The sequence below is a fragment of the Streptomyces sp. NBC_01077 genome (genome assembly GCF_045162855.1).
Taxonomy (GTDB): domain Bacteria; phylum Actinomycetota; class Actinomycetes; order Streptomycetales; family Streptomycetaceae; genus Streptomyces.
On the sequence record NZ_CP108669.1, the window covers coordinates 3,113,471 to 3,138,116 of the forward strand.

A 24,646-nucleotide genomic window follows, 5' to 3' on the forward strand; every position below is an offset into this window, starting at 1 on the left:
TCGAATGGACGGGGCTCTCGCCGTGGCGACTTGTCGTAAGTCAGAGGTGCGAGGTGATCAGTGGTGGCCGTGGCCGCTCTGGATCTCCTTGTACTCCTCTGCCGTGGGCTTGGCGATCTGGCTGTCGTCGCCGTAGTAGCCCTTGTTGAGCTTGACCCGGAGCTTCTCCATGCGCCCGACCTTGCGCTCCACGCCGTTCTCGTCGACGGCCGGCGGAAGCTCCGCCGCGTCGTACTGCTCGTGCGCGGTGAGGCGGTGCCTCTCGCCCTGGCTGAGCGGCTCGTGGATCTCGACGAACTCACCGTGCGGCAGGCGCTTGATGATGCCGGACTCGCGTCCGTGCAGCACCTTGTCCTTGTCGCGGCGCTGGAGGCCGAGGCAGATCCGCTTGGTCGCGATGAACGCGATGACCGGGCCGAGGAAGAAGAAGATCCGCACGAACCAGGTGATCGAGTTGAGCGACAGGTGGAAGTGGGTCGCCCAGAGGTCGTTTCCACCACCCACGAGCATGATCATGTACGCGGTGATCCAGGCGACACCGAAGGCGGTGCGCGTCGGAGCGTTGCGCGGACGCTGCGCGATGTGGTGCTCGCGCTTGTCGCCGGTGATCCAGGACTCGATGAACGGGTAGACCGCGATCGCGGCCAGGACCGCCGGGAAGATCGCCAGCGGGATCATCACGCCCAGGACCAGCGTGTGGCCCCAGAGGTTGATCTCCCAGCCCGGCATGACACGGATCAGACCCTCGGCGAAGCCCATGTACCAGTCGGGCTGGGCGCCGGTGGACACCTGGTCCGGACGGTACGGGCCGATGGCCCAGATCGGGTTGATCGAGGCGATCGCCGCGATGACCGCGATGACACCGAAGACCAGGAAGAAGAAGCCTCCGGCCTTGGCCATGTAGACCGGCAGCAGCGGCATGCCCACGACGTTCTTGTTCGTACGGCCGGGGCCCTCGAACTGCGTGTGCTTGTGGAAGAACACCAGGATGAGGTGGGCCACCACGAGGCCGAGCATGATGCCGGGCAGCAGCAGGACGTGGGCCGAGTAGAACCGGGCCACGAAGTCGCCGCCGGGGAACTCCCCGCCGAACAGGAACATCGACAGGTACGTGCCGACGACCGGCACGGACAGGATCGCGCCCTGCATGAAGCGGACACCGGTGCCGGAGAGCAGGTCGTCCGGGAGCGAGTAACCGGTGAAGCCGGTGAACATGCCCAGGAAGAACAGCAGGAAGCCGAACAGCCAGTTGATCTCACGCGGCTTGCGGAACGCGCCCGTGAAGAACACGCGCATCATGTGCACGAACATGCCGGCGAGGAAGATCAGCGCCGCCCAGTGGTGGATCTGCCGGATGAGCAGACCACCGCGCACCTCGAACGAGATGTGCATGGTCGAGTTGAACGCCTCGGACATCAGCTGTCCCTGGAGCGGGACGTACGGTCCGACGTACTCCACCTCGTTCATCGACGGGTGGAAGAACAACGTCAGATAGACGCCCGTCAGGATGATGATGAGGAAGCTGTAGAGGCAGATCTCGCCCAGCATGAAGGACCAGTGGTCCGGGAAGATCTTCCGCATGTTGGCCTTGGCCAGCGTGTAGATCCCCAGGCGTCCGTCGGCCCAGTCGGCGACCCGCTCACCGGCGGGTGCTTTCTTCGAATCGGTCACGGTGCTCATCCGCGCTCCCAGAAGGCAGGACCGACGGGCTCGTCGAAGTCGCCGAGCGCCTCCAGGAAGCCCTTGTCGTTCACGCCGATCCGCAGCTGCGGGAGGGCGTGACCGGCCGGGCCGAAGATGACGCGGGCGCCGTCGGAGAGGTCGAAGGTGGACTGGTGGCACGGGCAGAGGACGTGGTGCGTCTGCTGCTCGTACAGGGAGATCGGGCAGCCCACGTGGGTGCAGATCTTCGAGAAGGCGACGATGCCGTCGTGCGACCACTCGAGCTCGCGCTTGTCCTTGATGTCCTCCGGCTGGATCCGGACGATCATCAGGGCGGCCTTGGCGATCTCGACCTGGAAGTGGTGGTCGTGCTCCGAGAGGCCTTCGGGCATCGCGAAGGTCAGCGAACCGACCGCGACGTCCTCGGGACGCAGCGGCTCGTTCGTGTTCATGTTGATGAGCTGAAGACCCTTGGCCCACATGGTGGTCCGGAGCTTCTTCTCGGGCAGCGGGCCCATGTCACGCAGCAGCACGAGGCCGGAGAGCGGGACGAGAGACAGCGCGCCGAACATCGTGTTGCGGATGAGCTTGCGGCGGCCCATGCCCGACTCGGCGGCACCGGCCGCGAAGTCCGACATGACCTTCGCCTTGGTCTCGGCGTCGGCCGCGATCGGGTGCCGCTCGTCCGCGATCTCGACGTCGGACATCAGGGTGCGGGCCCAGTGGACCGCTCCCGCGCCGATGAAGAAGAGCGCGAGGCCCAGGGTCCAGCCCAGTGCGAAGTTGAGCGCGGACACCCGGCCGAAGGGCCAGATGTACACGATCTTGTCGACCGGGAAGATCACGTACGAGGCGATGAAGCCGACGGTGGCCAGCATCGACAGCGTGAACATGAACGCCACCGCGCGCTCGGACCGACGGGCGGCCCGCTCGTCGATGTCCTGGATGCGGGGCTTGTGGGGCGGGAGCCCCGGGTCGGCGAACGGGTCGTCGGCGACCTTCACCGCGCCGTGCGCGGTGTCCTGCCCTGCCGGCAGGTTCTCTTCTGGAATCTCTTGGCTACTCATGACTTCTTGGCCTTAGCGGTGTGGGCCGCGACCCAGATGGCAACTGCGATCAGCGCGCCCAGACCGAAGACCCAGGCGAACAGGCCCTCGCTGACGGGGCCGAGGCCACCGAGCTTGAGACCGCCCGGGCTGTCGGCCTTGTCGCTGTTGACGGCCTGGACGTACGCGATGATGTCCTTCTTCCCCTTCTCCGGCATGGTCGTGTCCGGGAAGGAGGGCATGTTCTGCGGGCCGGTCTGCATGGCCTCGTAGAGGTGCTTCGGGCTCACGCCTTCGAGGTTCGGGGCGTACTTGCCGTAGGTCAGCGCGCCACCCTCACCGGTGAAGTTGTGGCACTGGGCACAGTTGGTGCGGAACAGCTCGCCGCCCTTGGCGATGTCAGCGCCGTCAGGGCTGTACTGGCCCTCGGTCGGCGTGATCGGACCGGCACCGAGAGAGGCGACGTACGCCGCGAGCTGATCGATCTCAGCCTGCGAGTAGATGACCTTCTTCTTCGGGACCTGGGCGCCCGGCTGCTGGGCCGGCATGCGACCCGTGCCGACCTGGAAGTCGACGGCGGCCGAACCGACGCCGACGAGGGAGGGGCCGTCAGTGGTGCCCTGACCGCCGGTTCCGTGGCAGCTGGCGCAGCCGACGGAGTAGAGCTTCTTGCCCTCCTCGATGGCGAGGGACTGGGCGGTTTCATCGGCCTTCGCCGTGCCCGCGGGCGCGAACGCGGCGTACAGCCCCCCAGTGGCCGCCAGCGCGAGAAGTAGGACGACGACCGCCGCCAGCGGATGGCGTCGTCGTGCGGAGAGCTTTTTCACGGATTACCCCGGTGTCAGGATCTTCTGCGTCGATGCTTGCTGGATGTCTCGGTCCGCCGTGTCGGCGGCGCCGATTACTTGATCATGTAGATCGTGGCGAAGAGGCCGATCCAGACGACATCGACGAAGTGCCAGTAGTAGGACACGACGATGGCGGCGGTTGCCTGCTCGTGAGTGAACCTCTTGGCGGCGTACGTCCGGCCGAGGACCAGCAGGAAGGCGATGAGACCGCCCGTCACGTGCAGGCCGTGGAAGCCGGTGGTCAGGTAGAACACGGAGCCGTACGGGTCCGAGGACAGCGAGAGGCCGTCCTTCTTCACCAGCTCGGTGTACTCGAAGACCTGGCCGCCGATGAAGATCGAACCCATCACGAACGTGATGATGAACCACGACCTGAGCTTCTTCACGTCGCCCCGCTCCGCGGCGAAGACGCCGAGCTGGCAGGTGAGCGAGGAGAGCACCAGGATCGTGGTGTTGGTAGCCGAGAACGGGAAGTTCAAGGCCGAGGCCTTTTCCGCCCAGAACTCGGCTCCCATCACCGATCGCAGGGTGAAGTACATCGCGAAGAGGGCCGCGAAGAACATCAGCTCGGAGCTCAACCAGATGATGGTTCCGACGCTGGTGAGGTTCGGTCGATTGACCGACGGGTGCGCGTGCCCTGTTTCTACTGTCGTTACTGTCGCCACGACCGACATTATGTCGGTCGCTTATCCCGCCCTCACTCCGGGGGGTGCCGTTCGGAGTGTCAGAGGGGTGTGTCCAGCCCGAACGGCCCAGCGCGAGGCCCCCCGGGCGCCCTTCGAACAGGTGTTGAACGGGTGTTGACGGGGTGTGGACCGGAGTAGCATCCGCGCATCGGTCGACGACGACCCACCCGCCTTCCCAGCCGGAGGAACGATGCAGTCGAGTGCCACGGTCCTGGTCTACAGCGACGACGCGAACACCCGCGAGCAGGTACGGCTGGCGGCCGGGCGCAGGCCCGCGTCGGACGTCCCCCCGGTCGAGTTCGTGGAGTGCGCGACCCTGCCGGCGGTGCTGAAGCGCCTGGACGAGGGCGGCATCGACGTGTGCGTCCTGGATGGCGAGGCGGTGCCCGCGGGCGGCATGGGTGTCTGCCGGCAGATCAAGGACGAGGTCTTCCAGTGCCCGCCGGTGCTGCTGCTCATCGGCCGCCCGCAGGACGCCTGGCTGGCCACCTGGAGCCGTGCGGACGCCGCGGTCACCCTTCCGGTGGAACCGGTCGAGTTCGCGGCGTCCTTGGCGTCCCTGATCCGCTCGCGCCTGTCGATCGACGCGTGAGCTGATCAGATCGAGGGCCTGAGGCGGGCCTTCTCGGTGGTGGCCATCGGGTTCCCGGTGGCCTCCACCAGGGCGCTGCCCTCGCGCCACTTGGTCCACGGCAGGTTCCAGTCGCCGAAGCCGTTGCCGAAGGTGTCCATCGTGTCGCCGTAGCTGTTGACGACGCGGACGATGTCGCCGGGGCGGACGGTCTCGTAGAACCAGGCCGCGTTCCCGGTCGACATGCCGACACAGCCGTGGCTGACGTTCTCCACGCCCTGCGAGCCGACCGACCAGGGCGCGGCGTGCACGTACTCACCGCTCCAGGTGACCCGGGTGGCGTAGTAGACCGGCAGGTCGTACGACTCGGAGCTGCCTTCCGCGATGCCGATGCTGGTGCCCCGCATCCGGACGTAGTACTCCTTGCCGAGCACCACTTTGATGCCGTTTCGGGTGGAGAAGCCCGGCTTGCCGGTGGTCACCGGAATGGTGTTGATCACTTCTCCGTTGCGCCGCACGGTCATGTAGTGCGACCCGGCGTCCGCGACGGCCTCGATCCGGTCGCCGATGGTGAGATTCACCGGCTTGGACGCGCCGCCGTAGAGCTTGTCGCCGACCTTGAGGCCGTCCAGGTTGCCGGTGACCGTGACGCGCGTGCCGGCCGGCCAGTACTCCTTCGGGCGGAAGTGCAGCTTCTTGTCGTCCACCCAGTACCAGGCGCCCTCGACGGTGGGCGTGGAGCGGACCTTGAGGGCCCGTTCGACGACCGCGCGGGCCTTGCGGTCCTTGACGGGGAGGCTGAGCTCGGCCGTGATGGGCTGCCCGACGCCGTACGTGCCCGCCTCCGGGCCGAAGGTCGCGGTCAGGGCCCGTTTGGCCGGGGCCGTCTCGAACGTGAACGTACGGGCGCCTGGAGCGCCGTCCTCGTCCTCGGTGGCCACCCGAACGGTGTAGCGGGCGCCGGCCGCCAGGGCGGCCGTGGAGCGCCAGCGCTGCCCGTCGGCGGTGAGTTCGCCCGCCAGGTGGTGGCCCGAGGCGTCGGTGGCGGTGACGTCGGTGATCCGGCCGTCCTCGCCCTTGGCGGTGATCTCCAGGGGCTTCTCGGGGTCCGCCTTGGCGCCGTCCGTGGGGGCGCTGACCGCGAGCTGGTCCTCCGCGTCATACGCCCTCGCCGACAGCGGATGGCCGTCGGAGCCCGCACACGCCGTGGCGCCTGCGGTGACGGTGAGGGCCAGAAGAGTGCAGCTCAGAACAGTCCGAATGCGCGGCGTGTCGTTCATGACTTCACGCTAAGGACAATCCTCGCCACCAGCGCGTCGAGTGCTGCAAAAGAGGGGCCCGGACACTTCGGTGACGAAGTGTCCGGGCCCCTCTCGGTGCTCCGGTGCGGAGCGGGGTACCGCTACTGGTTCTGGTTCTCGCCGCGGTAGAACTCGAAGACCCAGCCGAAGAGGCCGACCAGGATCAGCGGGGCGGAGAAGTACAGGATCCACCAGCCCATCGCGATGGCGAGGAAGGCGAGCGCACCGCCGACGGCCAGCGACAGCGGCTGCCAGCTGTGCGGGGCGAAGAAGCCGACCTCACCGGCCTCGTCCGCGACGTCGGCCTCCTTGTCGTCCTGCGCCATCGCGTCGACACGCCTGGCCGTGAAAGCCAGGTAGTAGCCGATCATGATGGACAGGCCGAAGGCGAGGAACAGCGCCGTCGTACCGACCGGCTCCTTCGACCAGACGCCGTACAGGACGGCCATGGCAAGGATGAAGACGCTCAGCCAGATGAACATCTTGCCCTGGATCTTCACTTGCCGGCCTCCTTGCTGCCCGCGAGGGCCTCGGCCGCGTGGCCCTTGTTCTCGAGCTGGTCGAGAGCCGCGATCTCAGGGTGGTGCAGGTCGAACGCCGGGGATTCCGAACGGATCCGCGGCAGGGTGAGGAAGTTGTGCCGCGGCGGCGGGCAGGACGTCGCCCATTCGAGCGAACGGCCGTAGCCCCACGGGTCGTCGACCTCGATCTTCTTGCCGTACTTGGCGGTCTTCCAGACGTTGTAGAGGAACGGCAGGATCGACAGACCGAGCAGGAAGGAGGAGATCGTCGAGATCGTGTTCAGCGCGGTGAAGCCGTCGGCGTCGAGGTAGTCCGCGTAACGACGCGGCATGCCCTCGGCACCGAGCCAGTGCTGCACCAGGAAGGTGCCGTGGAAGCCGATGAACAGCGTCCAGAACGTCATCTTGCCGAGCCGCTCGTCCAGCATCTTGCCCGTGAACTTCGGCCACCAGAAGTGGAACCCGGCGAACATCGCGAAGACCACGGTGCCGAAGACGACGTAGTGGAAGTGCGCGACGACGAAGTACGAGTCGGAGACGTGGAAGTCCATCGGCGGCGAGGCCAGGATGACACCCGTCAGACCACCGAAGGTGAAGGTGATCAGGAAGCCGATCGTCCAGAGCATCGGTGTCTCGAAGGACAACGAGCCCTTCCACATCGTTCCGATCCAGTTGAAGAACTTCACGCCCGTCGGTACGGCGATGAGGAACGTCATGAAGGAGAAGAACGGCAGGAGCACGCCGCCTGTGACGTACATGTGGTGCGCCCACACGGTCACGGACAGGCCGGCGATCGCGATGGTCGCGGCCACCAGACCGATGTAGCCGAACATCGGCTTGCGGCTGAAGACCGGGATGACCTCGGAGACGATGCCGAAGAAGGGCAGGGCGATGATGTACACCTCTGGGTGTCCGAAGAACCAGAAGAGGTGTTGCCACAGCAAGGCGCCGCCGTTGGCCGCGTCGAAGACATGGGCACCGAACTTGCGGTCCGCCTCCAGGGCGAACAGCGCGGCCGCCAGGACCGGGAAGGCGAGCAGGACCAGAACACCGGTCAGCAGCACGTTCCAGGTGAAGATCGGCATACGGAACATCGTCATGCCCGGAGCGCGCATGCAGATGATCGTGGTGATGAAGTTGACCGAACCGAGGATCGTGCCGAAGCCGGAGAAGGCCAGACCCATGATCCACATGTCGGCGCCGACACCCGGCGAGCGGACGGCGTCCGACAGCGGGGAGTAGGCGAACCAGCCGAAGTCGGCCGCACCCTGCGGGGTGAGGAAGCCGGCCACCGCCATGATCGAGCCGAAGAGGTACAGCCAGTACGCGAACATGTTCAGCCGCGGGAACGCCACGTCGGGCGCGCCGATCTGCAGCGGCATGATCCAGTTCGCGAATCCGGCGAAGAGCGGCGTCGCGAACATCAGCAGCATGATCGTGCCGTGCATCGTGAACGCCTGGTTGAACTGCTCGTTCGACATGATCTGCGTACCCGGACGGGCCAGCTCGGCGCGCATGAAGAGCGCCATGAGTCCGCCGATGCAGAAGAAGACGAACGACGTGACCAGGTACATCGTCCCGATCGTCTTGTGATCGGTGGTGGTCAGCCACTTGATCACGACGTTGCCGGGCTGCTTGCGCCGTACGGGCAGCTCGTTCTCGTACGAGTCCTCAGCTGCGGCGGCACCCTGGGTTTCGTTGTGGATGCTCACAGTTGGTTCTTCTCCGCATTCCTGGCCGGGTCCGTCTGCTCGATGCCAGACGGGATGTAGCCGGTCTGCCCCTTCTCGGCCAGCTCCTTCAGGTGCTGCTGGTAGCGCTCCGGGGAGACCACCTTGACGTTGAAGAGCATCCGGGAGTGGTCGACACCGCACAGCTCGGCGCACTTGCCGAGGAAGGTGCCCTCCTGGTTCGGGGTGACCTCGAAGGCGTTGGTGTGACCCGGGATGACGTCCTGCTTCATGAGGAAGGGGACCACCCAGAAGGAGTGGATCACGTCACGGGAGGTCAGGACGAACCGGACCTTCTCGCCCTTGGGCAGCCACAGGGTCGGACCCGGGTTCCCGGTCTGCGGGTTCCGGTCACCGGGGATACCGGCGTCGTAGACACCGCCGGCGTTCGCCGGGAAGTCGTCCTGGAACTTGTCCGGGATGGCGTCGAGGTTCGGGGCCGTCTGCGCGTCACCCGTCACACCCGGCACGTTCTCGATGTAGTTGAAGCCCCAGCTCCACTGATAGCCGACCACGTTGATGGTGTGGGCCGGCTTGTCGGTGAGCGACAGGAGCTTCGACTCGTCGCGCGCGGTGAAGTAGAAGAGGACCGACACGATGATGAGTGGCGTCACCGTGTACAGCGCCTCGATGGGCATGTTGTACCGCGTCTGCGGAGGTACCTCGACCTTGGTGCGGCTGCGCCGGTGGAAGATGACGGACCACAGGATCAGCCCCCAGACCAGGACGCCCGTGACGAGCGCAGCCGCCCACGAGCCCTGCCAGAGGGAGAGGATCGTAGGAGCCTCCTCCGTGACCGGAGTGGGCATACCAAGGCGGGGGAAGTCTTCCCAGTTGTACGAGCAGCCCGTGGCTGTCGCCAGGATCAGGCCCGCAGTCAGCACCTGCGGCAGCTTCCGCCGCATCGGGCGCCGCGACGAGCGGTCGGAGCCGTTGGGACTCACGTAGCGCCTTCCCGAGAGTCTCGGCCCGCGTTGGTCGGCCACGGCCGTCCGTCTCGCTGGTCGGTCGCCGCCCCGGCCGCGGGCAGGGGTTTGGATGTTTATGCGGACCAAACCCTACTGGACGCTATTTGGGGTCGCGCGGGGAGGGTGCCCAACGCGCCGTCCGAGTCCCCGAAGGGGTGGACTCCGGGGTTCCGGAGGGGGGTCGGGCACGTCCGTTCGGCGGTCTGCCGGTGCGCCGCGGTGCGGTTCTGACGAGGGCTCACCCCGACCTCACCCCGGCCTCACCAGGGACTCGCCAGGGACTCGCCACGGGCGGACGAAGCCCGCCCACCGCCAGGCCCTACCGTGGGCGGATGCCGTACTTCGACGCCGCGTCCGCCGCCCCGCTGCACCCCGTCGCCCGCCAGGCGCTGCTCGCCTCCCTGGACGAGGGCTGGGCCGATCCGGCCCGGCTGTACAAGGAGGGACGGCGGGCCAGGCTGCTCCTGGACGCGGCGCGGGAGGCCGCGGCGGAGGCCGTGGGCTGCCGTCCCGACGAGCTGGTGTTCACTCCTTCGGGGACGCGCGCGGTTCACGCGGGCATCTCGGGATCTCTCGCGGGGCGTCGGCGTGTCGGGAACCGGCTCGTCGTCTCCGCGGTCGAACACTCCTCCGTACTCCACACGGCCGAGACCCACGCGGCCGCCGGCGGCGCCGTGACCGAGGTGCCGGTGGGGCGGACGGGGGCGGTGGACGCGGAGGGCTTCGCGGCGGCCCTCGACTCCCGGACGGCCCTGGCCTGCCTCCAGTCGGCCAACCACGAGGTGGGGACCGAGCAGCCCGTGGCGGAGGTGGCCGAGGCCTGTCGGGCGGCGGACGTGCCGCTCCTCGTGGACGCGGCCCAGTCGCTCGGCTGGGGACCCGTGGAGGGCGGCTGGTCGCTCCTCACGGCGAGCGCGCACAAGTGGGGCGGACCGGCGGGCGTGGGACTCCTCGCCGTACGGAAGGGAGTCAGGTTCGCGCCGCAAGGGCCGTCGGACGAGCGGGAGTCGGGCCGGGCACCCGGCTTCGAGAACCTGCCGGCGATCGTGGCGGCGGCGGCCTCGCTGCGGGCCGTACGGGCGGAGGCGGTGACCGAGGGGGCGCGGATGCAGGCCCTGGTGGACCGGATCCGGGCGCGGGTGCCGGAGCTCGTACCGGATGTGGAGGTGGTGGGCGCCCCGGTGCGCCGGCTCCCCCACCTGGTCACCTTCTCCTGCCTGTACGTCGACGGGGAGACGCTGCTGCACGAGCTGGACCGGGAGGGTTTCTCTGTTTCGTCCGGTTCGTCCTGTACGAGTTCGACGCTGACGCCCAGCCATGTGCTGCGCGCGATGGGGGTACTGAGCGAGGGGAACGTCCGGGTGTCCCTGCCGGCCGGGACCACGGCGGAGGACGTGGACCGCTTCCTCGACGTGCTGCCGGGAGTCGTCGCGGGGGTCCGGGAGCGGCTCGGCGCGCCGGCCGCGACTCCGGTGGCCGCGCCGGGGCCGGACTCCCTGGTGGTGGACGCGCTCGGGCGGCGCTGCCCGATCCCGGTGATCGAACTGGCGAAGGTCATCGGCGACGTGCCGGTGGGCGGCACGGTGACGGTCCTCGCGGACGACGCGGCGGCACGACTGGACATTCCGGCGTGGTGCGAGATGCGGGGGCAGGAGTACGTGGGCGAGTCACCGTCGGAAGGGGGCGGCGTGGCGTACGTGGTACGCCGCGTGACCTGAGCCGGCGGTGGCCTGCGGCGCACGTCGCGGGCCCAGCGGCCCCATGCGGGCCGCGCGCCGCCCGGACTGACACCCACCCCCGTGCGGGCCGCGCGCCTCGCGGGACCCACGCCCCGCCTGCCCGCCGTGTGGGCCGCGCGTCACGGGGCGGACATTCACCCGCCGTGCGTGCCGCGCGCGTGACGGGGCGGACGCCCCCCGCCCGTGTGGGCAATCGTCCCGCGGGGCGGGACGTATGCCCACAACGGGGGGATGGACCAGCCGGGCCGGGGCCCTGGGCCCGAGGGGTCAGGCCAGGTGGGACTGGACCTCTGTCGCGGCGTCCTCGCCGTACGCCTTGGTGAAGCGCTCCATGAAGTTCGCGCGCCGCAGCGTGTACTCCTGCGTGCCCAGGGTTTCGATGACCAGCGTCGCCAGCATGCAGCCGACCTGCGCCGCCCGCTCCAGGCCCACTCCCCAGGAGAGACCCGTGAGGAAGCCCGCGCGGAACGCGTCGCCGACGCCCGTCGGGTCGACCTTCGCGGTCTCCTCGGGGCAGCCGACCTCGATCGGGCTGTCGCCGACGCGCTCGATGCGCACACCGCGCGAGCCGAGCGTGGTGACGCGGTGGCCGACGCGGGAGAGGATCTCGGCGTCGGTCCAGCCCGTCTTGGACTCGATGAGGCCCTTCTCGTACTCGTTCGAGAAGAGGTAGGTGGCGCCCTCCAGGAGGGTGCGGATCTCGTTGCCGTCCATGCGCGCGATCTGCTGCGAGAAGTCGGCGGCGAAGGGGATCTCGCGGGTCTTGCACTCCTCCGTGTGGCGGAGCATCGCCTCGGGGTCGTCGGCGCCGATGAGGACCAGGTCGAGCCCGCCCACCCGGTCGGCGACGGCCTTGAGCTCGATCAGCCGGGCCTCGCTCATGGCGCCGGTGTAGAAGGAGCCGATCTGGTTGTGGTCCTTGTCCGTGGTACAGACGAAGCGGGCCGTGTGCAGGACCTCGGAGATGCGCACCGAGCCGGTGTCGACGCCGTGGCGGTCGAGCCAGCCGCGGTACTCGTCGAAGTCGTAGCCGGCCGCGCCCACGAGGATCGGGCTGCCGCCGAGCTGACCCATGCCGAAGCAGATGTTGGGGCCGACGCCGCCGCGCCGGACGTCGAGGTTGTCGACGAGGAAGGAGAGGGACACCGTGTGCAGCTGGTCGGCCACCAGCTGGTCGGCGAACCGGCCGGGGAAGGTCATCAGGTGGTCGGTGGCGATGGAGCCGGTGACTGCGATACGCACGGCGGGGTGCTCCTGCGGGAAGGCGGCAATGACGAAGATTCACGCTACCGGGTGGGGGCCTCACTGCCGACCATAGGAAACTACCCCAGAGTAGGTCTTTTCCCTGGGGGCGTGCGGTGCATACGGTGCGCCCATGACCATCTACCCCGCTTCACGTGAGCGACACGAGTCCGAGCTGAGCCTCGCCGACCTGCGGGGCGACGGCGCACGGATGGCCCCGCACTGGGTCACCCCGGTCTCCCCCGCGCCCGCTCCGGTCTCCCCCGCGCTGATCCACGGGGTCGTCGTACCGGCGGCCTCGGCCCGGCTGATCGACGCCACCGCCGAATACGGGGGCTGACGGACGGAACCGTCCGCCCACCCGCTCCGTCCCATCGGCGTCCGGTCGAGACGAGGGAGCGTTGCGGTGAGCGGTACGGAGAACGTACGGAGGCGACGGGGCGTCGTCGCCGCCTCGGTGGCGGCGGGTGTGCTGCTCGCCGGCGGCGGTGGCGTCTACCTCGCCACCACGGCGTCCGGTGACGGCAGCGGCACCGGGACCCGGGCCGTCGACGCGGCCGGGCCGCCCCCGCCGCTGCGCCTGGAGGGCGACGGCGGGAACACCGGCGGCGACACGCGGGGCGGCCCCGGCATCGCGCCCGGCGAGCCGGACCCCGGCGACACGCGGGGCGGTCCAGGGATCGCGCCCGGCGAGCCGGATCCCGGTGGCGGCCCGAACGGGACCGTCTACACAGCCAAGGGCCCACTCCCCCAAGGGCCCTCCTCGGCCGCGGTCCACCGGCCCGAGGGCCTGGTCACCTCGGCGGAGGTGACCAGGCTGGCCGAAGCGCTGGGCATCTCCGGGAGTCCCTCCCTCGTGGGTGAGGTCTGGACGCTCCGGCCCGAGAAGGACGGTTCGGGGCCCCGCCTCGACGTGTCGCGGAAGGCGCCGGGGAACTGGACGTACTCCTGGTACGACGGCGGCCCGGCGGGCGATGCCTGTCTCAAGGGCAGGGCGTGCCCGCCTCCGGGCGAGTCGAAGCCCGAGCCGGGCGGTACGCCGCTGAGCGAGGCGGCGGCGAAAGCGGCGGCCGCGCCGATCCTGAAGGCGCTCGGCCAGGACGACGCGAAGGTCACCGCGACCCAGGTCATGAACGGTTCGGTACGGGTGGTCAACGCCGACCCGGTGGTGGGCGGGCTGCCGACCTACGGCTGGTCGACGGGGCTGCACATCGCGCGGGACGGCCGGCCGGTCGCCGGGAGCGGGATGCTCAAGGACCCGGCCGAGGGCGCCACGTACCCGGTGATCGGGGCGGCGAAGGCGCTCGCCCGGCTGAACGAGGACTCGAAGGGCACCGGCCCGATCGGCATCGGGCACTGCCCCACCGCCCCGTCGGCGGTGGACGGGAACGGGAGGCCCGAGGACACCCGGACCGGCGGGAAGCCGGCGCCGGGACACGTCGAGCCGACCCCGCCCTGTCAGACGATCGTGGACATGGCCGCGCCCGACCAGGTGCCGGTGACCGCCGCGGTGTTCGGTCTCGCCGCGCGGGACGTGGACGGTGAGCGGCTGCTCGTACCGTCGTGGCTGTTCACCGCGGACCCGGCGGACGGCGCGCCGTACACGGTGGCGCGGACGGCGGTGGCCCCCGAGTACCTGGCGCCCCCGACGAAGCCCTCGCCCGCGCCCACGCCTTCTCCCGGGGACGGTACGGCGGCCGCGCGAGCGGTCGAGTCCGTCAAGGTCCAGGGGGACGGCAGGGAGCTGGCCGTCACCTTCTGGGGCGGGGTGTGCAGCACGTACACCGTGAAGGCCGAGGAGCAGCCGGACCGGGTGACGGTGCGGATCATCGAGAAGTCCGACCCCGAGCGGGTCTGCATCATGATCGCCAAGGACTTCACGAAGACGGTGACGCTGCGGAGCCCGCTGGGTGACCGGCCGGTGATCGACGCCGCGAGCGGGGAGTCGGTGCCGCGCCGCTGAGTCCGGCGGGACATGCGCGAGGGCGGCGGCCCGGGATCACTCCCGGGCCGCCGCCCTCATGCGTACGACGTGTGCGACTTAGCTGAACGAGTCGCCGCAGGCGCAGGAACCCGTGGCGTTCGGGTTGTCGATGGTGAAGCCCTGCTTCTCGATGGTGTCGACGAAGTCGATCGAGGCGCCGCCCAGGTACGGGGCGCTCATGCGGTCGGTGACGACCTTGACGCCGTCGAAGTCCTTCACGACATCGCCGTCGAGCGAACGCTCGTCGAAGAACAGCTGGTAACGCAGGCCGGAGCAGCCGCCGGGCTGTACGGCGACGCGCAGGGCCAGGTCCTCGCGGCCTTCCTGCTCGAGGAGGGCCTTGACCTTGCCCGCGGCGGCGTCGGACAGGAGGATGCCGTCGCTGACAGTGGTCTTCTCGTCCGATACGGACATCTGCTTCTCTCCCGGTGTGTACGGAGACTGCTTGCCGACGGTTGCAACCGACGGTGCCCCGGATTCATTCCGGGCCGTGTGGGTCTTTCTCTCTTCATGCTCGCACACCCTGTCCAGCGACGGGGACGGCTGAGCCCCACAGCGGCGACGGCGAATTCGTCACATCGACACTATGGACATCGTCAACGTGACGTGAAGCGGTTATGATAGATAGCGTCATTTAGACGAAAAGGTGCTACGAAGAAAGGGTGCGTGACGTGACCACGGCCCAAACCCGTCATGAACTCGACGTTCAGCCGTCGCCGCTCGCCCTGCTCCTGCTCGGTCGCGAGGCCGACCCGAAGAGCGAGCGCGGCGTGGAGTGTCCCGGCGACCTGCCCTCGCCCTCCGACCCGGACCTGGTGGAGCGCGCCCGCGCGGCCAAGGAGAAGCTCGGGGACAAGGTCTTCGTGCTCGGCCACCACTACCAGCGCGACGAGGTCATCCAGTTCGCCGACGTCACCGGCGACTCCTTCAAGCTCGCGCGCGACGCGGCGGCCAAGCCCTCGGCCGAGTACATCGTCTTCTGCGGTGTGCACTTCATGGCGGAGTCGGCCGACATCCTGACCGGCGACGAGCAGAAGGTCGTCCTGCCCGACCTGGCGGCCGGCTGCTCGATGGCCGACATGGCCACCGCCGAGCAGGTCGCCGAGTGCTGGGACGTGCTGACCGAGGCCGGCATCGCCGAGCAGGTCGTGCCCGTCTCGTACATGAACTCCTCGGCCGACATCAAGGCCTTCACCGGCAAGCACGGGGGCACGATCTGCACCTCGTCCAACGCCGAGCGGGCCCTGAACTGGGCCTTCGAGCAGGGCGAGAAGGTGCTGTTCCTGCCGGACCAGCACCTGGGCCGCAACACGGCCGTCCGCGACATGGGCATGTCCCTCGACGACTGCGTCCTGTACAACCCGCACAAGCCGAACGGCGGGCTGACCGTCGAGGAGCTGCGCGCCGCCAAGATGATCCTGTGGCGGGGGCACTGCTCGGTGCACGGCCGCTTCTCGCTGGACTCGGTCAACGACGTCCGCGAGCGCATCCCCGGCGTGAACGTGCTCGTCCACCCCGAGTGCCGGCACGAGGTCGTCGCCGCCGCGGACTACGTGGGCTCGACCGAGTACATCATCAACACCCTGGAGGCGGCCCCGGCCGGTTCCAAGTGGGCGATCGGCACGGAGCTGAACCTGGTCCGGCGGCTGGCGAACCGATTCGCCGACCAGGACAAGGAGATCGTCTTCCTCGACAAGACGGTCTGCTTCTGCTCGACCATGAACCGCATCGACCTGCCGCACCTGGTGTGGACCCTGGAGTCGCTGGCCGAGGGCAACCTCGTCAACCAGATCCAGGTCGACAAGGAGACGGAGAGCTTCGCGAAGCTCGCCCTGGAGCGGATGCTCGCTCTGCCGTAACGGTTCTCCGTTACGCACGCCGGAAGGGGCGCCCCACGTGGTCGTGGGGCGCCCCTTCCGTTTGCCGTACGGCTCAGGCGCCAAGGACGTCCAGGACCTTGTCGGCCCCGTCGACGACGTCGGCGGCGGCCTTCCCGGCCTTCTTCAGCCTCCGGCGCTCCTTGCGGAGCTCCACCATCGCGTAGAGCGTCGGGACGAGGAGCAGGGTCAGCAGCGTCGACGTGATCAGACCGCCGATCACCACCACGGCCAGCGGCTGGGCGATGAAGCCGCCCTCGCCGGTGATGCCGAGCGCCATCGGCAGCAGGGCGAAGATCGTCGCCAGGGCGGTCATCAGGATCGGGCGGAGCCGGTGCCGGCCACCCTCGATCACCGCTTCGACGACGCCCAGGCCCTGCGCCCGGTACTGGTTGATCAGGTCGATCAGGACGATCGCGTTGGTGACCACGATGCCGATGAGCATCAGCATGCCGATCATCGCCGGGACGCCCATCGCGGTGTCGGTGACCACCAGGAGACCGATCGCGCCGGTCGCCGCGAACGGGATCGAGACCAGCAGGATCAGCGGCTGGATCAGCGACCGGAAGGTCGCGACGAGCAGCATGAAGACGATCGCGACGGCCGCGAGCATCGCCAGGAACAGGTTGAGGAAGGCCTCGGACTGGTCCTCGGAGACACCGCCGATGCTGGCGGTGGCACCCTCGGGCAGGTCGAGCGCGTCGATCTTCTGCTGCAGGGTGGCGCTCACGGCCCCGGTGTTGTCGCCGGCCGGCTTGGCCGTGATCGTCGCGGCGCGGGCGCCGTCGATCCGGGTCATGGACACCGGGCCGGGGACCAGCTCGACGGTGGCGATGTCGCCCAGCTTCACCGGGCCGAGGGGCAGCGCCTTGAGCCCGGCCAGGGTGGTGACCGGCCGCGCCGAGGTGATGAGGACGTCCCGCTCGGTGTCGTCGAGGATCGCCTTGGCGGCCGGGGTGCCCCGGACGGCCTGGGCGACGATCATGCCGAGCGAGGCGGAGTCGAAGCCGGCGTCGGCCGCCTTGGCGTTCGCCTTGACGGAGATGCGCGGGACGGACTGCGAGAGGTCGCTCTGGACGTCGGTGACGTCGTCGATCCCGGCGATCGCGGCCCGGACCTGCTCGGAGGCCTTCTTGAGGACCTCCGCGTCGGCGGCCTTGACGACCACGCTCAGGTCCTGGCTGCCGAAGCCGTCGCCGGCGGCGAGCTTGGTGTCGCCGATCCCGTCGAGGGCGGCGAGGCCCTTCTCGATGGCGTCACGGGTCTTCTCGAACGAGGCGGACTCCTCCAGGCTGACCTGGTAGGAGGCCTGGTTGGTGCCGGTGCCGCCGCCGAAGGCCGCCATGAAGCCGGACGAGCCGACGTTGACCTGGTAGTCCTTGACGCCGTCGGTGTCCGCGAGGAGCTTCTCGATCTTCTTCGCGGCCGCGTCGGAGGCGTCGAGGCCGGTGCCGGGCGCCAGCTCCTGCTGGATGCTCAGCACCTCCTGCTCGCCCTGGTCGAAGAAGTTCGTCTTCAGGAGCGGGGCCATGCCGAAGGTGACGATCAGGACGGCGAACGCGATGGCGAGGCTGGTCAGCCGGCGCCGGGTCGCGAACTTCAGGACGGGCACGTACAGCCGCTGGAGACGGCTCTTCTCCTCCTTCTCCTCGGCCAGCCTGCGGGCCTCGGCCAGGTCCTCCGAGGTGCCCTTGGGGGCGCGCAGGAACCAGTACGAGAGGACCGGGACGACGGTCAGGGAGACGAGCAGCGAGGCGAGCAGGGCCGCCGTGACCGTCAGCGAGAACGAGCCGAACAGCTCGCCGATCATGCCGCCGGTCAGACCGATCGGCAGGAACACGGCGACGGTCGTGAGGGTCGAGGAGGTGACGGCGCCCGCCACCTCGCGGACCGCGGTGAGGATGGCGGCCTGCCGCTCCTCGCCGTAGCCGAGGTGACGCTTGATGTTCTCCAGGACCACGATCGAGTCGTCGACGACCCGGCCGATGGCGATGGTGAGCGCACCGAGCGTCAGCATGTTGAGCGAGAGGTCACGGGTCCAGAGCACGATGAGCGCGAGGACGACCGAGAGCGGGATGGAGACCGCGGTGACCAGGGTGGAGCGGATCGAGGCGAGGAAGACCAGGATCACCAGGACGGCCATGACGAGGCCGAGCGCGCCCTCGGTGGTCAGTCCGGAGACGGCCTTGGCGACGGCCGGGCCCTGGTCGGAGACCACGGTCAGCTCGGCGCCCGCGCCGAGGTCGGCGCGCAGCTCGGGCAGCTTCTCCGCGACGGCGTCGGAGATCGCGACGGCGCTGCCGTCCTTGTCCATGGTGGCCATGACGGCGAGGCTGGGCTTGCCGTTGGTACGGGTGAGGGAGACGCGCGGCGACTCCTCCTGGCGAACGGTGGCCACGTCTCCGAGGCGGACCGCCTTGCCCTTGCCGGGGGTGGCCGCCGGGATGCGGAGGTCCTCGATCTGCTTCAGCGAGGTGTAGCCGCCGCCGACCTGGATGGTGCGGCTCTTGCCGGCCTCGGAGAAGGAGCCGGCCGGGAGGGTGCCGCCGCCGGAGCGGAGGGCCTCGGCGAGCTTCATGGAGCTGAGTCCGGCCGCGGCGAGCTTCCGGTCGTCCGGGGTGACGGAGACCTGGAGGTCCTGGACGCCGGTGACGGAGACCTGGCCGACGCCCTCGATGCCCTCCAGGGCCGGCACGACGGTCCGGTCCAGCAGGTCGGCGAGGGCCTGCGGGTCCTGGTCGGAGGCGGCGGCGAGGACGACGGTGGGGATGTCGTCCGTGGAGCCGGCCACGACCTGCGGGTCGACCGTGTCGGGCAGCTGGGCGCGGGCCCGGTTGACCGCCTGCTGGACGTCGGCGACGAGCTGCTTCGTCGATTCGTCGCCGTAGTCGAAGGAGGCCATGACGAGGGCCATGCCCTCGGAGGCGGTGGAGGTGACCGACTTCAGGCCGTCGACGGCCTTGAGGTTGTTCTCCAGGGGCTCGATGACCTGCTTCTCGACCACATCGGGAGAGGCACCCTGGTACGGGGCGAGGACCGAGACCATCGGCAGCTCGATCGAGGGGAACAACTGCTGCTTCAGTTGCGGTATCGCGATCGCCCCGAACACCAGGGCGACGATGGAGATCAGCCCGATCAGGGCCCTTTGCGCGAGGCTGAATCTGGACAGCCAGGACATGGGGTCTCTCTTCTGTGGCGTACTCGTCGGCAGGCGGGAGCAGCCAAGACCCCGGCCCGGATCCGCTGGATCCGCCGGAGGTGCCCCCCGTCTATACGATCTGCCATCGAGGACCGGAAGTCCTCGCCCCCCGGGTCCACATCCTTATCCCGCGCATACCGCGTCTGGAGTACGCCGGAGCACCCGGTCACTCCACCCTTGGGCGTACCAGTCCCGATTCGTAGGCCGTGACGACCAGCTGGGCCCGGTCGCGGGCGCCGAGCTTGGCCATGGCCCGGTTGACGTGGGTCTTCACGGTGAGCGGGCTGACGTCGAGGCGCTCGGCGATCTCGTCGTTGGAGAGACCGCCCGCGACGAGGACGAGGACCTCGCGCTCCCGGGCCGTGAGCGCGGCGAGGCGCTCGGTACGGCCCCGGCCGCCCTCGCCCACGACGTCCACGCCGGGGCCCTGGGCGAGGAACGTGGCGATCAGGCCCTTGGTGGCGGCCGGGGAGAGCAGCGCCTCGCCGGCGTGGGCGATCCGGATCGCGCCGAGGAGTTCCTCGGGTTCGGCGCCCTTGCCGAGGAAGCCGGAGGCTCCGGCGCGCAGCGACTGCACGACGTACTCGTCGACCTCGAAGGTGGTCAGCATGACGATCCGTACGTCGGAGAGCTCCGGGTCGGCGGTGATCATGCGGGTGGCCGCGAGGCCGTCCGTGCCCGGCATCCGGATGTCCATCAGGACGACGTCGGCCCGCTCGGAGCGGGCGAGGGCCACGGCCTGGGCGCCGTCGGCGGCCTCGCCGACGACCTCCATGTCCGGTTCGGAGTTCACCAGGACCTTGAAGGCGCTGCGGAGCAGGGCCTGGTCGTCGGCCAGCAGAACCCGGATCGTCATGTGTCCTCCCCCGTACGGGACGTCACCGGCAGTATCGCCTGGACCCGGAAGCCGCCGCCGTACCGGGGGGCCGCGGTCAGGGTGCCGCCGAGCGCGCCGACCCGCTCGCGCATGCCGAGCAGCCCGTGGCCGCCGTTGGGGACGGGCTCCTGGGCGGTGGCGGACGGGCCGTTGTCGAGGACGGTGATCTCGACCGTACGGCCCACCCGGACGACGCTCACCTCGGCCGCGGCGTCCGGTCCCGCGTGCTTCTGCACGTTGGTCAGCGCCTCCTGCACGATCCGGTACGCGGCCAGGTCGACGGTCGCGGGCAGCGGCCTGTCTCCGTCGGTACGGGCCAGGGCGACGGGGAGCCCGGCGTGGCGGAAGCTGTCGAGCAGCCCGTCGAGGACGGCGAGGCCGGGGGCCGGCTCGGTGGGGGCCTCCGGGTCGCCTGACTGGCGCAGCAGCCCGACAGTGGCGCGCAGCTCGTCGAGTGCGGAACGGCTCGCCTCCCGCACGTGCGCGAGGGCCTCCTTGGCCTGGTCGGGGCGCTTGTCCATGACGTGCGCCGCGACGCCGGCCTGGACGTTCACCAGGGCGATGTGGTGGGCGACGACGTCGTGGAGGTCGCGGGCGATCCGCAGCCGCTCCTCCGCGACCCGGCGGCCCGCCTCCTCCTCGCGGGTGCGCTCGGCCCGCTCGGCGCGCTCCCTGATGGCGTCGACGAAGGCCCGGCGGCTGCGGACGGCGTCCCCCGCGGCCGCCGCCATGCCGGTCCAGGCGATGAGGCCGAGGTTCTCCTGCGCGTACCACGGGGTCGCGCCGAAGACCATGGCCGTGGCGGTCAGCACCGCCATGGTGACGAGGCCGACCCGCCAGGTGGTGGGCCGGTCGGTACGGGAGGCGACCGTGTAGAGCGCGACGACGGCGCTCATGGCGACGGTGGCCGGGCGGGTGTCGTTGAGCAGCTCGAAGAGGCTGACCGCCACCGTGAAGCAGAGCACGCGGAAGGGGTAGCGCCGGCGCAGCACCAGGGCGGTGGCCCCGGCGACCATGAGCAGCACGCTCGCCATACTCGGCACCCGGTCGCCGAAGGTCGGCCCGTTCGGGCCGCCGTGCGGGTCCGTGAAGGACCCGGCGATCATGCAGACGAGCACGCCGAACGCGAGCGTCGCGTCGAAGGCGAGAGGGTGCGCGCGGAACCGGTCACGGAGACGGGCGAAGAAGGTGCCGGGTCCGGGGACGGGGGCGGGTCCGGTGGGGGTCACGGGGAACAACGGTACGGGGCGGGGCTGGGCGGCGGTGCCGGTACGGGGCGGACCGGGCCGGCGGTGCCGGTACGGGGCGGACCGGGCCGGCGGTGCCGGTACGGGGCGGACCGGGCCGGCGGTGCCGGTACGGGGCGGACCGGGCGGCCCTGCCCGCGCCGGCGCGGCGGCCGGACCGGGACCGGGAACGGGAACGGGAACGCGCGACGGTCCCGGCACCCCTGGGGGTGCCGGGACCGTCGTACAGGGTCGTCAGCCGGGGATGAGGCCGTCGTCGGAGAGCATCTCCTTGACCTCGTCCAGGCCCGCGTCCGGAGCGGGAAGGATCAGCTCCGAGGGTTCGAGCGCCTCGTCCGGCAGTGGCTCACCGACCCGCCGGACCGCGTCCAGGAGGGCGTTCAGCGTGCGCCGAAAACCTTCCTCGTCCCCCGATTCCATCTCTTCGAGCAGCTCGTCGTCGAGCTTGTTCAGCTCCACGAGGTGGCTGTCGGCCAGCTTCCACTGGCCCTCCCCCATGATCCGTACGATCATGACGCGTCCTGTCTGTTCGCGGGCTGTCGCCTACATGCCGTCGCCTACTTCTCGAAGCGCGGGTGGGACTGCTGCTGCGTGTTGGTGTCCTGCGGCGCGGCCGCGCCGCCGCCCTCGAGCGCCTGCTGCTGGGCAGACGGCCCGCCGGCCAGCTCCGCCTTCATCCGCTGGAGCTCCAGCTCGACGTCCGTACCGCCCGAGAGCCGGTCCAGCTCCGCCTGGATGTCGTCCTTCCCGAGCCCGGACTGGTCGTCCAGGGCGCCCGAGGCGAGCAGCTCGTCGATCGCGCCGGCGCGCGCCTGGAGCTGGGCGGTCTTGTCCTCGGCCCGCTGGATCGCGAGACCGACGTCGCTCATCTCCTCCGAGATGCCGGAGAAGGACTCGGCGATCCGGGTCTGCGCCTGGGCCGCCGTGTAGGTCGCCTTGATGGTCTCCTTCTTGGTGCGGAAGGCGTCCACCTTGGCCTGGAGACGCTGGGCGGCGAGGGTGAGCTTCTCCTCCTCGCCCTGCAGCGTCTGGTGCTGCACCTCCAGGTCGCTGACCTGCTGCTGGAGCGCGGCGCGCCGGGACAGCGCCTCGCGCGCCAGGTCCTCGCGGCCGAGTGCGAGCGCCTTGCGGCCCTGGTCCTCCAGCTTGGCCGACTGACCCTGCAGCTGGTTCAGCTGGAGTTCGAGCCGCTTGCGGGAGGTGGCGACGTCGGCGACGCCCCGTCGCACCTTCTGCAGCAGCTCCAGCTGCTTCTGGTAGGAGTAATCGAGCGTCTCGCGCGGATCCTCGGCCCGGTCAAGGGCCTTGTTCGCCTTCGCGCGGAAGATCATCCCCATACGCTTCATGACACCGCTCATGGGCTTCGCGCGCCCCCTTCTGACGGACTTCGGCTCCAGCTCTTCGACAGGTCCACAGTACGGGCCCTGCCTCCATTACCGCACTGTTCGGAGCCGGATGCGCTCCTCCCAAAGGACGACTACGCCCGGCGGTCCCTCCCGCGCAGGGAGTAGATGGATCTAGGGGAAACCGCGCCTGTCCTGCGTACGTACCGCCGTAGACGCACTCCGTTAGCGGATCGTTCCCGCCCGGCATGGGGTTCATGCCCGCCACCCCGTACCCTTGGGTTTTGTGTTCCGTAGCCGTTCGAAGGACGAGAAGGCCCCCACCGACAAGGTGACGGCGGACCTCTCCAAGCAGCCCCGCGACCCCGAGGCCCCCAAGGGCCGCCCGACCCCGAAGCGGAGCGAGGCGCAGGCCCAGCGCCGTCGCGCCGCGACGGTGCCGACCGACCGCAAGGAGGCCTCCAAGCGCCAGCGCGAGGCACGCCGCTCGGACCTGGCCCGTCAGCGCGAAGCGCTGGCCAGTGGTGACGAGCGTTATCTGCCGGCCCGCGACAAGGGTCCGGTCCGCCGCTTCGTGCGCGACTTCGTCGACTCGCGGTTCGCGATCGCCGAGTTCTTCCTGCCGATGGCCGTGGTGATCCTCGTGCTGTCGCTGTTCGGCAACGCCAACCGGTCGCTGCAGAACATCTCCCTGCTGCTCTGGCTCGGTGTGATCGTGCTGATCGTCATCGACTCGGTCGGCATCTGGATCCGGCTGCGCAAGCAGCTCGCCGTGCGCTTCCCCGACGAGCCGAAGCGCGGCGCCATCGCCTACGGCCTGATGCGTACGCTCCAGATGCGCCGACTGCGACTGCCGAAGCCGCAGGTCAAGCGCGGAGAGCGGCCCTGAGCGCCGACAGTTCGGAGCCCGTCGAGCGCGCTTTCGGCGCGGCGACGTCGGAGTCGGGCGGCCCCGTGCTGCCCGTCGTCGTGCACTGGCCCGCCGGTTCCGGCGGGCTGCGCGACACCATCCGGCAGGAGATCGTCGCCCGCCAGCTCGACGAGCAGATATCCGGCCGCTACCCCGTGGGACAGCGGCTCCGGATCCTCGACGCCGGCATGGGCCAGGGCACGCAGGCGTTGCGCCTCGCACGCGCGGGGCACACGGTGACCGGCCTCGAAGCCGATCCCGATCTTCTGAAGGCGGCCCGTGAGTCGCTGGCGACCGAGCCCGCCGGGATCCGTGAGCGGGTCCGGCTGATCGAGGGCGACGGGCGCGAGACCGGGGTGCACTTCCTCCCCGGCAGCTTCGACGTCGTCCTCTGCCACGGCGTCCTCATGTACGCGGACGAGCCCGACGCGCTGCTCGCGGGCCTCGCCCGGATGCTCGCCCCCGGCGGGCTCCTCTCCCTGGTCGTACGGAACGCGGAGGCCCTCGCCATGCGGCCGGGGCTCGCCGGGGACTGGTCCGGTGCGCTCACCGGCTTCGACTCGGACGTCTACACCGACGACAACGGCGTGAAGGTGCGGGCCGACCGCCTCGACGCGCTCACGGCGACGCTCGCCGGCATCGCGGCGCCGCTGCACGCCTGGTACGGGGTACGGGTCTTCACGGACGCCGTCCCGGCCGAGGCGGGCCTGCCGGCCGCCGAGGAGCTGGAGCGGCTGCTCGCCGCCGAGGACCGGGCGGGCCGGACGGAGCCGTACCGACGGGTGGCGGCGCTGCTGCACCTGTGCGGCGTACGGGGCTGACGGGACGTCGCCGTCCGCGCCCGGCGGTCGCGCACCCCTGATCGGGTGCGCTCGCCGGGCCCGGGGTGGGGATG

At 69.9% G+C, this 24,646-nt stretch carries 22 protein-coding genes; 7 read left to right on the forward strand and 15 right to left on the reverse strand.

What is annotated here, in order from left to right; translation table 11 throughout:
• Positions 1 to 57: 57 nt before the first annotated feature.
• From OG462_RS13885 to OG462_RS13900, 4 genes are all read right to left on the reverse strand, one after another.
• Positions 58 to 1,680, reverse strand: coding sequence for a cytochrome bc complex cytochrome b subunit (locus OG462_RS13885; RefSeq protein WP_406057737.1), 1,623 nt, complete (start codon positions 1,678 to 1,680; stop codon positions 58 to 60).
• The gene (locus OG462_RS13890; protein WP_406057738.1) at positions 1,677 to 2,729 is read right to left on the reverse strand and encodes a Rieske 2Fe-2S domain-containing protein; all 1,053 of its coding nucleotides are present in this window, start codon (positions 2,727 to 2,729) and stop codon (positions 1,677 to 1,679) included. The genes OG462_RS13885 and OG462_RS13890 overlap by 4 nt, the downstream gene beginning before the upstream one ends.
• Positions 2,726 to 3,535, reverse strand: coding sequence for a c-type cytochrome (locus OG462_RS13895; protein WP_406057739.1), 810 nt, complete (start codon positions 3,533 to 3,535; stop codon positions 2,726 to 2,728). Before OG462_RS13895 ends, OG462_RS13890 begins: the two co-directional genes overlap by 4 nt.
• A gap of 74 nt (positions 3,536 to 3,609) precedes the next feature.
• Entirely contained in the window at positions 3,610 to 4,230 is a 621-nt protein-coding gene (locus OG462_RS13900) for a heme-copper oxidase subunit III (protein ID WP_406057740.1), read from the reverse strand.
• A gap of 202 nt (positions 4,231 to 4,432) precedes the next feature.
• On the opposite strand from OG462_RS13900, the gene OG462_RS13905 reads away from it, so the two are divergent.
• Positions 4,433 to 4,834 (forward strand): hypothetical protein, encoded by a 402-nt coding sequence (locus OG462_RS13905; protein WP_406057741.1) that lies wholly within the window; start codon positions 4,433 to 4,435, stop codon positions 4,832 to 4,834.
• Positions 4,835 to 4,839: 5 nt separating this feature from the next.
• Here OG462_RS13905 and OG462_RS13910 read toward each other — a convergent pair whose 3' ends face one another.
• The 4 genes from OG462_RS13910 to coxB form a co-directional block, all read right to left on the reverse strand.
• Positions 4,840 to 6,093 (reverse strand): Ig-like domain-containing protein, encoded by a 1,254-nt coding sequence (locus OG462_RS13910; protein WP_406057742.1) that lies wholly within the window; start codon positions 6,091 to 6,093, stop codon positions 4,840 to 4,842.
• Positions 6,094 to 6,215: 122 nt separating this feature from the next.
• The gene (locus OG462_RS13915; RefSeq protein WP_329277949.1) at positions 6,216 to 6,614 is read right to left on the reverse strand and encodes a cytochrome c oxidase subunit 4; all 399 of its coding nucleotides are present in this window, start codon (positions 6,612 to 6,614) and stop codon (positions 6,216 to 6,218) included.
• Positions 6,611 to 8,347: a cytochrome c oxidase subunit I gene (ctaD, locus tag OG462_RS13920; RefSeq protein WP_406057743.1), complete on the reverse strand. Its 1,737-nt coding sequence runs from the start codon at positions 8,345 to 8,347 to the stop codon at positions 6,611 to 6,613. The genes OG462_RS13915 and ctaD overlap by 4 nt, the downstream gene beginning before the upstream one ends.
• Positions 8,344 to 9,309 (reverse strand): cytochrome c oxidase subunit II, encoded by a 966-nt coding sequence (coxB, locus tag OG462_RS13925; RefSeq protein WP_406057744.1) that lies wholly within the window; start codon positions 9,307 to 9,309, stop codon positions 8,344 to 8,346. The genes ctaD and coxB overlap by 4 nt, the downstream gene beginning before the upstream one ends.
• Before the next feature lie 356 nt (positions 9,310 to 9,665).
• On the opposite strand from coxB, the gene OG462_RS13930 reads away from it, so the two are divergent.
• Positions 9,666 to 11,051 carry a cysteine desulfurase/sulfurtransferase TusA family protein gene (locus OG462_RS13930; protein WP_406057745.1) on the forward strand — a complete coding sequence of 462 codons (1,386 nt, stop codon included), beginning with the start codon at positions 9,666 to 9,668 and terminating at the stop codon, positions 11,049 to 11,051.
• Positions 11,052 to 11,339: 288 nt separating this feature from the next.
• Here OG462_RS13930 and OG462_RS13935 read toward each other — a convergent pair whose 3' ends face one another.
• A complete protein-coding gene (locus tag OG462_RS13935) occupies positions 11,340 to 12,314 on the reverse strand; it encodes a carbohydrate kinase family protein (RefSeq protein WP_406057746.1) in 975 nt (324 codons plus the stop codon).
• Positions 12,315 to 12,447: 133 nt separating this feature from the next.
• On the opposite strand from OG462_RS13935, the gene OG462_RS13940 reads away from it, so the two are divergent.
• Together OG462_RS13940 and OG462_RS13945 are read left to right on the forward strand one after the other, a co-directional pair.
• Positions 12,448 to 12,654: a hypothetical protein gene (locus OG462_RS13940; protein WP_406057747.1), complete on the forward strand. Its 207-nt coding sequence runs from the start codon at positions 12,448 to 12,450 to the stop codon at positions 12,652 to 12,654.
• A 66-nt stretch (positions 12,655 to 12,720) separates the two neighbouring features.
• Complete coding sequence (locus OG462_RS13945; RefSeq protein WP_406057748.1) at positions 12,721 to 14,277, forward strand: hypothetical protein; 1,557 nt, start codon at positions 12,721 to 12,723, stop codon at positions 14,275 to 14,277.
• A 78-nt stretch (positions 14,278 to 14,355) separates the two neighbouring features.
• On the opposite strand, the gene OG462_RS13950 is transcribed toward OG462_RS13945, so the two are convergent.
• The gene (locus OG462_RS13950) at positions 14,356 to 14,712 is read right to left on the reverse strand and encodes an iron-sulfur cluster assembly accessory protein (protein WP_351220748.1); all 357 of its coding nucleotides are present in this window, start codon (positions 14,710 to 14,712) and stop codon (positions 14,356 to 14,358) included.
• 248 nt (positions 14,713 to 14,960) lie between these two features.
• Between OG462_RS13950 and nadA the strand changes: the two genes are divergently transcribed.
• The gene (gene nadA / locus OG462_RS13955) at positions 14,961 to 16,157 is read left to right on the forward strand and encodes a quinolinate synthase NadA (protein WP_406057749.1); all 1,197 of its coding nucleotides are present in this window, start codon (positions 14,961 to 14,963) and stop codon (positions 16,155 to 16,157) included.
• A 73-nt stretch (positions 16,158 to 16,230) separates the two neighbouring features.
• On the opposite strand, the gene OG462_RS13960 is transcribed toward nadA, so the two are convergent.
• The 5 genes from OG462_RS13960 to OG462_RS13980 all read right to left on the reverse strand — a co-directional run bounded on the left by OG462_RS13960 (position 16,231) and on the right by OG462_RS13980 (position 22,856).
• Complete coding sequence (locus OG462_RS13960; RefSeq protein WP_406057750.1) at positions 16,231 to 19,353, reverse strand: efflux RND transporter permease subunit; 3,123 nt, start codon at positions 19,351 to 19,353, stop codon at positions 16,231 to 16,233.
• Between the two features lie 187 nt (positions 19,354 to 19,540).
• Positions 19,541 to 20,230 carry a response regulator gene (locus OG462_RS13965; RefSeq protein WP_406057751.1) on the reverse strand — a complete coding sequence of 230 codons (690 nt, stop codon included), beginning with the start codon at positions 20,228 to 20,230 and terminating at the stop codon, positions 19,541 to 19,543.
• Positions 20,227 to 21,489, reverse strand: coding sequence for a sensor histidine kinase (locus OG462_RS13970; RefSeq protein ID WP_406066529.1), 1,263 nt, complete (start codon positions 21,487 to 21,489; stop codon positions 20,227 to 20,229). The genes OG462_RS13965 and OG462_RS13970 overlap by 4 nt, the downstream gene beginning before the upstream one ends.
• A 243-nt stretch (positions 21,490 to 21,732) precedes the next feature.
• Positions 21,733 to 22,011 carry a PspA-associated protein PspAA gene (gene pspAA / locus OG462_RS13975; RefSeq protein ID WP_406057752.1) on the reverse strand — a complete coding sequence of 93 codons (279 nt, stop codon included), beginning with the start codon at positions 22,009 to 22,011 and terminating at the stop codon, positions 21,733 to 21,735.
• Between the two features lie 44 nt (positions 22,012 to 22,055).
• A complete protein-coding gene (locus OG462_RS13980; protein ID WP_406057753.1) occupies positions 22,056 to 22,856 on the reverse strand; it encodes a PspA/IM30 family protein in 801 nt (266 codons plus the stop codon).
• Between the two features lie 271 nt (positions 22,857 to 23,127).
• On the opposite strand from OG462_RS13980, the gene OG462_RS13985 reads away from it, so the two are divergent.
• Positions 23,128 to 23,730 carry a DUF3043 domain-containing protein gene (locus OG462_RS13985; RefSeq protein ID WP_406057754.1) on the forward strand — a complete coding sequence of 201 codons (603 nt, stop codon included), beginning with the start codon at positions 23,128 to 23,130 and terminating at the stop codon, positions 23,728 to 23,730.
• A gap of 65 nt (positions 23,731 to 23,795) precedes the next feature.
• Positions 23,796 to 24,572, forward strand: coding sequence for a class I SAM-dependent methyltransferase (locus OG462_RS13990; protein WP_406057755.1), 777 nt, complete (start codon positions 23,796 to 23,798; stop codon positions 24,570 to 24,572).
• Positions 24,573 to 24,646: the final 74 nt, after the last annotated feature.